Consider the following 8,723-nt stretch of genomic DNA (forward strand, 5'->3'; position numbering starts at 1 on the left):
TATGCGCTCTGCCATGCGTGAAAAACTCGAAGCTTACCAATAGGGCTTCTTGTAGTTGTTCCACATTCTGACAATGTAGATTTTATCGCCCCTAACCTCGTACATCATATAGATTTGCTTTACGACCAGTAATTTATTTAGACCTAGTTCTTTATCGAATTGCCCTAGTTGGGGACCCTTTAAAAGCAATTCCTCGGCCTCTATTACTTTCTCTTCATATTTCAACGCTACAGATAAGTACCATTCCCCTAAAAGATACTCTATATTTTCTAAGTTGTCGATGTATGCCGATGTCGTCCAAATTATTTCCATTTGCATTCTAAAATGATGTCCGAAAGTAGTGTTTTTTATATATATTGTAATCGGTGAGTCTGGGGGTAACAAAGCATCCTATTACCTAAAATCCTGAAAATCGTGAGGTGCCCGCCGGGTGCCAAAAAGGCTTATGGGTTTTGGGTGCAGTTGTCGTTTTATGCAGCTATGTCACAGGATCTTTTACCGAACGAGTTCAACTTAATTACCGACACCCGGGGAAAAAACATTGTTCCTGGACCTCGGGGCATATCCGATTAAAGCCGTTCATGCCCTATTTTACCTTTTCGTCGGTATCAGCAAAATGGTCCATATTGGAAATTTTTATGGTTCCACTTCTGGCGAAACCTTGACTTTTGAAAACTTAGAATAAAAAAACACTACGCCCAACTGTATTAGGGAAATTGGTATGTAGACGGATTTCACTCGGACATGATGAAGTTAAAAAGGTTAACAAGGTAAACTATACAGAACGCTCTTACTTGAACGTGTCGCAACTAAGGAAACCAATGAACTGAACTAAATAACAAGTAAATTCCATCTCAAACTATATATTAATGCGTCTTTTTAAAAAGTACTACAAAACGAACATTTTTTAGGACTACGTTTAAGCTCTAAAAGTTCAAATAAGCCTATTTTACATTAAGTAAACTGGTAGCACTTAATCGCACATTAAAATAGACTTTCCATATACCAGACTAGTTCGGTTTGACGGCCGATCAATAGGACCTGCCGAAAACGGGAAGATAGGGACACATGCCCCCGGCCATGCGCCGTTGGGAAATACGTCCCGATCCGGTACGCCCGTTAAAAATGGCATGGGCCAGCAAGGCAATAGAGTCACTCGAAGGGTCGGACCTCAAAACAAGGGCGGCCGTCCAAGAAATGGGCCTTCGAACGAGGTTCCCCTAAATTGTTCCCAAGTCTTCGGCCGAAAGCTACGCTCTGCCAAACTAGCTATGGCCGGATACCGGACTTGAGAAAAGAACGGGCCGTGAACTTTGCGGACAAAAGACCTGCTTAGAAAAGCCCCTTGATTATTCTGTGCCAAAAGCCTTTTTGAGCTCCCTTGCCACTAAGGCCTGTGCCTGTTCCGCCTCCGCCAGAATTGCGGACATTCCGAAAAATTCGTGGGCCACACCAGTGTAGAGTTGATAAGTGGTAGCTACCCCGGCCGCTTCCAGATTTTGAGCCAGCAGCTGACCTTCGCTCCGCAGGGGATCGATCTCGGCGCCGATGATGGTGGTGGGCGGCATACCGCCAAGGTCCGCATCGACCAGGGAAATCCTTGGGTCGTCCCCTTCTTCGGGATTATTAAGGTAATGATTGAAGAACCACATCATGAGCGGGGAGTTCAGGAAAAGGGAATTCTGATGTTCCAGATAGGACGGTGTAGTAAAATCGTTATCGGCAAGGGGATAGATCAACGCCTGGTGCAAGGGTAGCCTAACGTTCCGCTGCTTGGCCGTTAAACTGACGGTCGCTGCCAGGTTACCGCCCGCGCTTTCCCCCACTACCGCTATCCGGGCGCTATCCCCCTTAAAAGTGTCAGCATTTTTCAATACCCATTCATAGGCCGCATAGGAATCGTTATGGGCCGTGGGGAACTTGAACTCCGGGGCCTGTCTATATCCTACGGAGACCACTATGGCCTCCGTTTTTTGCGCCAGCGCCTCGGTGGAGGCATTATATGCGTCTATTCCCGCTATTACCCATCCCCCGCCGTGATAATATACTATTACCGGATAGGAATCCTTTCCTGTGTCCGGGGTATAGATCCGCGCGGGGATACTGTTTCCCTCACAGGGGATCATTATTCCCATGGTATCGACCATACCGGGAGGTATCGATAAACTATAGTTTTCGATTACCCTCTTGATCGCATCCGCCGGCCCGGGGCTGCTGCCGCGCTTCTTGCGGGCTTAAGGTCTGTAACGGAGGGACATTATAGCTTTGGAACTCTTCGATAACTACCAACATGGGGTCCGTAATGTTGGGCGCCCAGTCCGGGGCCGGGCCTTCCGGCGTCAGTTCTACCGCCGATTCCCCGGGAACGGTCCGGTCGCCATCGTCGCCGCAAGAAGTAACAATGAGGCCTAGGCCCGTACAGACCAATAGCGGTGCCAGGAATTTTCCTTTGGCGATCGAAAAGATCTTTCTTTTGTTTTCGGTATTTTTTTCCATGGCTTTTTTTGAATATTTTTTTATCCGACACCCCATGATCGGTCATGGGCCATCATTTTTCCTTCTTCGATACAGTCTTAAGGGGCGATATCCGATGATTTGGTTTTCCCTTCGGATCTACCATCTCAAAATCAACAAATTTTTCACTGCTTTTTGGATCTTTATTTAGTTTGATGTACTTCGCACTTTTCTGTCCGTATTCCGATGTTTTATTCTCCGTTGAAAATCGGTCGAAGACTTCTTTTGTGTTTTCTTTTCCCCAGGTCGTAGAATAAACGGAAAGGATATTCGCGCTTACAATGCTGCTAGGGTATTTATTTACAGATTCAACTTCTTTTTTTAGTCTTTCTTCTCTTGGCAGGGAATCTATTCCTTTATGTAAAGTTTGTGATTGATTTTCCGATTCGGAACCGGTCACAGTTGCATTTCCAAAATCTGTTTTAGATCCGTCAAAATTCATCGGATTGTTCTCTAGCCACAGAAACCAATGACTTATGCCTTTTGTTGGCGGCTGTTGGCGTTGGGGCACGGGAGCTAATGTTATTCCAATGAAAATCTGTCGAAAATCGTGCTCGTTGAAGCAAGTGGTATAAAATAAAACTCATCCCTGGGGGGAGTGCGTTGGCTTCGCTGCAGAATAAAAAAATAAGAGCCATCCATCTTTTACACTTGAAGCGATGAAAAGCGTAAGGTCGTTTCGGGTCTATTGCCCCTAACACCCGAATATACGCAATAACAAAGGGTCTAGGCCAATTTTTCTTCCGTCCTGTTTGCTTTGGTTAAAGAACCCAACGTGGGTGGGAGACCACTCATCTCACGATAGAACAAAAAAGGCTTAATCCATTATTGAAGTGCGAATTTTCCTTTTTTACTGAATTGAAAAATGACGAATAGAATAGATATCAGAGAAAGTAATCCGGCTCCGACCATAAAAGTGTTCGAGAGGGAAAGCATTTGAAGCACTGGAAAAATAATAATAGGAGATAAGAATTGCCCTAAAAACCAGAATGTAGTAAGCTTGCCAATTTCCTTGCCCCTAATTTCAGGGGGAGCAATTTTCATTACCCACATATTTGTATTGGGGATCATCATTCCCATACCTAAACCAGCAAACATCATCGCGATGAGCACAGACGGATAGCTGTTGGAAATGGAAACGATAAAAAAGCCAGCAGCCATCAATAGGTAGCCCATCGAGTAGATCGTAAGAAAATTAAAACGACTTTTTATTTTCGAGTAAGAGAATGATGAGACTGCCGAAAACAAAGTGGCCGTGGCAATGGCTGCCCCGATCAGTGCATTTTTCTCGATGCCCATCACTTTTAAGTGAAAAGGTATTTGAACGGGTATTAAAAAAAAGATAATCCACATTACCATCGTGTTGAAAAATAGCAGCCAAATGATTCTGGGTGCTTTAATGTTTAGTTTTACTGAATTTCCTTTTGCAACAACCTTAGGTTCGTGCAGAAATAATATACTGAGCGGAAGTACCACCAACGAAAATAAATAGATCAAGAAGGGATATCGATAGCCAAAGTCCGCCAGTATGCCGCCCAGACCAATGAATACAATTCCACCTAATGACATAAACGCAACCTGTAGCCCAACAAACTTTTGTCGTTCGATTCCTTCAAAGTAATCAGCAATTAAGGTGATTACAATAGTCATCGACATTCCCACAGCAATTCCCAATGTTATTCTGGAGATAAGGATATAATAAAGGCTATTCAGAAAAAATCCGCCAACACCTGAAATGGCATACAAGACCAACGAGAACCAAAGAATTCGCAGCCGGCCATGCTTGTCGATCAGGCGACCCGTTATTGGAGAGAATATGGCAATGAATAACGCAGGTATCGTTAATACTAATTTCACGAGAAATTCTGCGTGACCGACATCAGCAAATGCCAACGCCATCTGTGGTAGAGCAGGAGAGATCGTGATTACGGACATGATCGTTAAACTGCTAACTAGGAGAATGGTTAGCTTCATCTTACCAGGGGTTGTAGCCATAGCATCGTTACTATTTCGTGGAATTCATTTAAATATACTTCTTATTTTGATTGCATCATCAAACGACAATTGTGCTATCTTTAGGTATTGAAAAATACGCGTTAACCTGAAAGTTCACTTCAAATCAAACAATTTCTTTGAAACAAGGATATCTCATCTTCACTTTCTTACTCTGTGTTATTTGTTCCTGCCAGAGCGAGCAGACTACACAGGTCCCAAAAAAACCCAATATCGTTTTGATTGTAGCGGACGATCTTGGCTATTCTGATCTAGGATGCTTTGGAAGTGAAATTTCCACTCCGAATATTGATTCGCTTGCTAGTCACGGTCAGATATTCACTAATTTCTATACTGCCGCTACCTGTTCGCCTACGAGAGCTATGCTATTGACGGGAACAGATAATCACATTGCGGGATTGGGCGATATGGCCGAACGTGCTGAGCGTATCCCTGGCGAAAAAGGAAAACCAGGATATGAAGGATACCTGAACCGCAGGGTCGTATCATTTGCTCAACTGTTAAAGGACGTTGGTTATCATACCTACATCGCTGGGAAGTGGCATCTGGGATTGACGGCTGATCAAAGTCCAAAAGCAAATGGTTTTGAACGATCGTTTACTTTACTCGAAGCTTACGCCAATCACTACTATCCCGATGGGAATACATTTTGGCAAGATGATCATTTCACGAATTATCCAAATGGTCAATATTCAACCGACGTTTATACCGATAAGCTAATAAGCTTCTTACAGAGTGAAAACAGTGATAATCAACCCTTCTTTCTGATGGCCGCCTACACTTCACCGCATTGGCCTTTACAAGCACCGGTAGCTACAATCGAAAAATACAAAGGAAAGTATCGCATGGGGTATGATAGTCTGAGGGCAATGCGATTCGCGGGTTTAAAGAAAAAAGGAATTGTGCAAGCTGATGTTAATTTACCCAAGCTCCCATCAGTGGTGGGAAACTTATATGATATTTCAGATCGTCCCTTGTTGCCTTGGGCATCTTTAACGCCAGACGAGCAGAGAATTGAAGAGCGCAAAATGGAGATATATGCGGCAATGATCGATAATCTAGATCAAAACATAGGAAGATTGATTGAATATTTAAAGGACATTGGAGAATATGATAATACTTTATTTATTTTTATGTCAGACAATGGACCCGCAGAGTTGGATATAAACGCGACGCCAGATGATGCTGATCCGTACCGTTATATGGGAACAGCCAATTCATTCGTTGCTTACGGAGCTCCTTGGGCACACGCTTCAAGTGCGGTAAATAGTTTGTATAAAGGATATAGTGCAGAGGGCGGAATACATAGTCCAATGATCATTAAAATGCCAATGCGCCAAACGGCAGAAGGATTAACTTTTGCATTCACATCCGTAATGGATATCGCACCTACCTTTCTTGAATTAGCTGGAGCGAAGTATCCCTCGTCTTACCAAGGTCAAGCGTTGACACCCTATAAGGGTGCATCACTTCTTCCGTTACTTCGTAAGAAGCAAAACTTTGTGCACGATGAGGACTATGTAATGGGCTGGGAGTTGTTCGGAAGATGCGCGCTTCGGAAAGGAAAATGGAAGATAACTAAAATTGAGCCGCCCTTTGGAAAAGGAGTTTTTGAACTCTTCGATATCATTCAGGATCCTACAGAGTCTAACGACTTATCCCAACAGCTTCCGGTCAAGTACAACGAATTATTGAAACACTGGGAGAACTACGTAAGGGACAATGGAGTTATCCTGTTAAACCAATAAACCGTTTCATCACAAAACTCATCAGGGAAAAATATCTCAGATAGGTTTCTAATCCTTATTAGCTTCATTCTGAGGGCTTATTGGTTCCTTACCCCTTCATAGCTGCAATGGGCGAATTTATTCAAGGCGGAATTTTTGGGTACGGTGATAATGTAATTTCCAGATATTGCTCCGCACGCGCAATTCAATGACAATAACATCTACACAAGCCTCGGAATACCTCTCTTGTATAGAGACTGAATGCGGCCTTTTGTATAAATGGTATGTGGTATTTTATTTCTTCTCACTCGGAGGAGGGGGGGGAAGCACAAATACTTTTGGCTGTGGATTCAGGGGTTCTAGTTTTTTCCCAGCTAGTGCAGGATGATCCTCAGGAATGAATGTAGACCTGAATCCCCAATATACAAAAGGAATAAGATTTACAGGATCTCCATTGAGCTGACGGATTTCACCACGATATGGATTAAGATATTCCCAAACCATTTTTCCTGAGGGAGTGACCTCGAAAAATCGGCCCCTTGGCCCTTCATTAATAAAGGTATTACCATTTTTCATTCTGTGTGCTCCTGAAATAAAGCTGGCATAGAATGAAAGCGTATCGGGTGCAACATAGACCCAACTTGGTTTCTCTGGCCCATAGGCTTTGCCATTTTCTAACAGATAATTTCCCTTCTCGTCCATGGGAGGGGTCAACTCATAAACGGCCGAATAATTCAGGCTGTCCTTGCTGCCGGGAATATCATTATTGAATACGGTAAGATTGCCTTCGCCAGGATAGCCTTCAACGATCCAACGTACATCGTGTTGCGCGAATAATTTTTGATTGGTAGAATCACCTCTGTTATAATTTCCTGGATTTCCCCAACGGAACAGAAAGTCACCACCTTTTCCACTTTTTCCGCCTTTATGAGTTGCAGCTTCCTTCGTTGTTGTGCTATGATCGATAACAAATATTTCGCCCAGGCTGGGAGAACTGAATACAATTTGGTCCAGTTTAGGATTGTATTTGATAGCGTTAAAATGATAGATATCAGAATCAAAGTTATCGAGCGTTGTGTTTCGGTGAACAATTCCCGTTGACTTCAAGATATCCAGGCTGTCCTGCGTGATGGCAGGTGGCATTGGCTTGCCAGTATTGAAATTTAATAATTCTGGATGATCCGCCAGAACGCCAAAGTTTGCTTTTGTTCTATCGTTATCTTGAATCAGGTGGTCCCAAAGATGCCACTCCCAAACCATCCTGCCACCGCTAGCGCCTTGCGGTTCTATCTCTACAATTTTTTCCAACCATGGCCCTGACTTTGGCATGAGTTCACCCTTTCTTCCCCGAGCAATAGCATCGTCGAACGACTTAACTTCATAGGCAATGGCCAGAATGTTGTTATTGGGAAGTATGGTGTAATCGTGATGAAGGATGTGATTTTCATTAGCATATTCAAAATCCCATAATATCTTACTATCCCAATTGATTTTTTGTAAACGTCCATACGTTCCGCAGCAGCCGAACACTGGAAAATCGGGATCCTGTACTCCCTGGATCAGCGAGCCATCATTCTGCAAATAGGCTTGCATAATTTCATAGTTCCCTTTCCACTCATGCACAACCTCACCCTTTCGATTGATAAGATACGTTGAAGATGAATTAGGTACCGCAAACATGATGTAACCATCGGTAAGGCTATCGGAGTTGAGTATTAGCCCGCGGGGAATGTGAAGCCCAAACATATTTCGGTCCTTCTTGCCTTTTGCGGGCTCTTTTGGCTTCTCTTTTTGATCAACCGTACAGGAGAGTACGACTAAGAAAGTCAAAAAGAGCGAGAGGGAAACATATGATCTTTTCATAATGAGGTTGGTTTTAACAATTACACAAAGGTGCCCCGAGAAAATCTTTTGTGCACCTTTAAATTTAGTCAAATTATTTTGATAAAAAACTTATTTGATTCCACGGTACTTTACCAGTAATCGTGGAATCAAAACTTTTTTATCAGAATTGCTACACAAATCCTTTGTCTCTTCTATTTTCTTTTATCCACTGAGGTTTCATCAAATGCGATTAGATTGAAAAGTTGGCGCATTCGCGAGCGAACCCTTGTGCCGTACCTGATCTCCAGCTCATCCGCATTGAGATTTGTGGTGGCGTGTGTGGGTATTTTTGTTTCCAGGTAATAATCATACCGCGAAAGCAGGATTTCCCCCATTACATTGCAATCCTGGCCATAATACCTTCCCAGAGGCTCAACTCCCAAATCATCGAAGCAAAAGAACTGGCTACAGCCAAAGTCTTCAATAGCCTTATAGCCTAGGTGGCCAAATGAAAAGACAATATTTCTACAGGGTATTATTGAATAGGATTTTCTATGAGGTACAATGTATTTTAATAATTTCATAAGGCTGGTTTTCCCGCAACCCACGGGTCCGGATAATAGAATGCCCTTGAGCGGATCAAGG

General features: G+C 43.2%; 8 protein-coding genes. 1 reads left to right on the forward strand and 7 read right to left on the reverse strand.

Translation table 11 applies throughout. The features are described from left to right. Window positions 1-33: 33 nt before the first annotated feature. From ACEW8S_RS00710 to ACEW8S_RS00730, 5 genes are all read right to left on the reverse strand, one after another. Complete coding sequence (locus ACEW8S_RS00710) at window positions 34-318, reverse strand: type II toxin-antitoxin system RelE/ParE family toxin (RefSeq protein ID WP_373516275.1); 285 nt, start codon at window positions 316-318, stop codon at window positions 34-36. A 1,031-nt stretch (window positions 319-1,349) separates the two neighbouring features. Next, window positions 1,350-2,135 carry an alpha/beta hydrolase gene (locus ACEW8S_RS00715; RefSeq protein ID WP_373516276.1) on the reverse strand — a complete coding sequence of 262 codons (786 nt, stop codon included), beginning with the start codon at window positions 2,133-2,135 and terminating at the stop codon, window positions 1,350-1,352. 31 nt (window positions 2,136-2,166) lie between these two features. Then, window positions 2,167-2,496 (reverse strand): hypothetical protein, encoded by a 330-nt coding sequence (locus tag ACEW8S_RS00720; RefSeq protein ID WP_373516277.1) that lies wholly within the window; start codon window positions 2,494-2,496, stop codon window positions 2,167-2,169. Window positions 2,497-2,548: 52 nt separating this feature from the next. Beyond that, window positions 2,549-3,025: a hypothetical protein gene (locus tag ACEW8S_RS00725; RefSeq protein ID WP_373516278.1), complete on the reverse strand. Its 477-nt coding sequence runs from the start codon at window positions 3,023-3,025 to the stop codon at window positions 2,549-2,551. 314 nt (window positions 3,026-3,339) lie between these two features. Continuing rightward, on the reverse strand, window positions 3,340-4,488 hold the full coding sequence (locus ACEW8S_RS00730) for an MFS transporter (RefSeq protein WP_373516279.1): 1,149 nt from the start codon (window positions 4,486-4,488) through the stop codon (window positions 3,340-3,342). Between the two features lie 158 nt (window positions 4,489-4,646). On the opposite strand from ACEW8S_RS00730, the gene ACEW8S_RS00735 reads away from it, so the two are divergent. After that, window positions 4,647-6,275, forward strand: a complete 1,629-nt coding sequence (locus tag ACEW8S_RS00735; protein WP_373516280.1) for an arylsulfatase — start codon at window positions 4,647-4,649, stop codon at window positions 6,273-6,275. 273 nt (window positions 6,276-6,548) lie between these two features. Here ACEW8S_RS00735 and ACEW8S_RS00740 read toward each other — a convergent pair whose 3' ends face one another. Together ACEW8S_RS00740 and ACEW8S_RS00745 are read right to left on the reverse strand one after the other, a co-directional pair. Further along, window positions 6,549-8,117 carry an aryl-sulfate sulfotransferase gene (locus ACEW8S_RS00740; RefSeq protein ID WP_373516281.1) on the reverse strand — a complete coding sequence of 523 codons (1,569 nt, stop codon included), beginning with the start codon at window positions 8,115-8,117 and terminating at the stop codon, window positions 6,549-6,551. 173 nt (window positions 8,118-8,290) lie between these two features. Next, window positions 8,291-8,723, reverse strand: a 433-nt coding sequence (locus ACEW8S_RS00745) for an ATPase (protein WP_373516282.1), incomplete at its 5' end; no start/stop codon positions are given.

Origin of the sequence: Pricia sp. (genome assembly GCF_041745955.1) — a bacterium.
GTDB lineage: Bacteria > Bacteroidota > Bacteroidia > Flavobacteriales > Flavobacteriaceae > Pricia.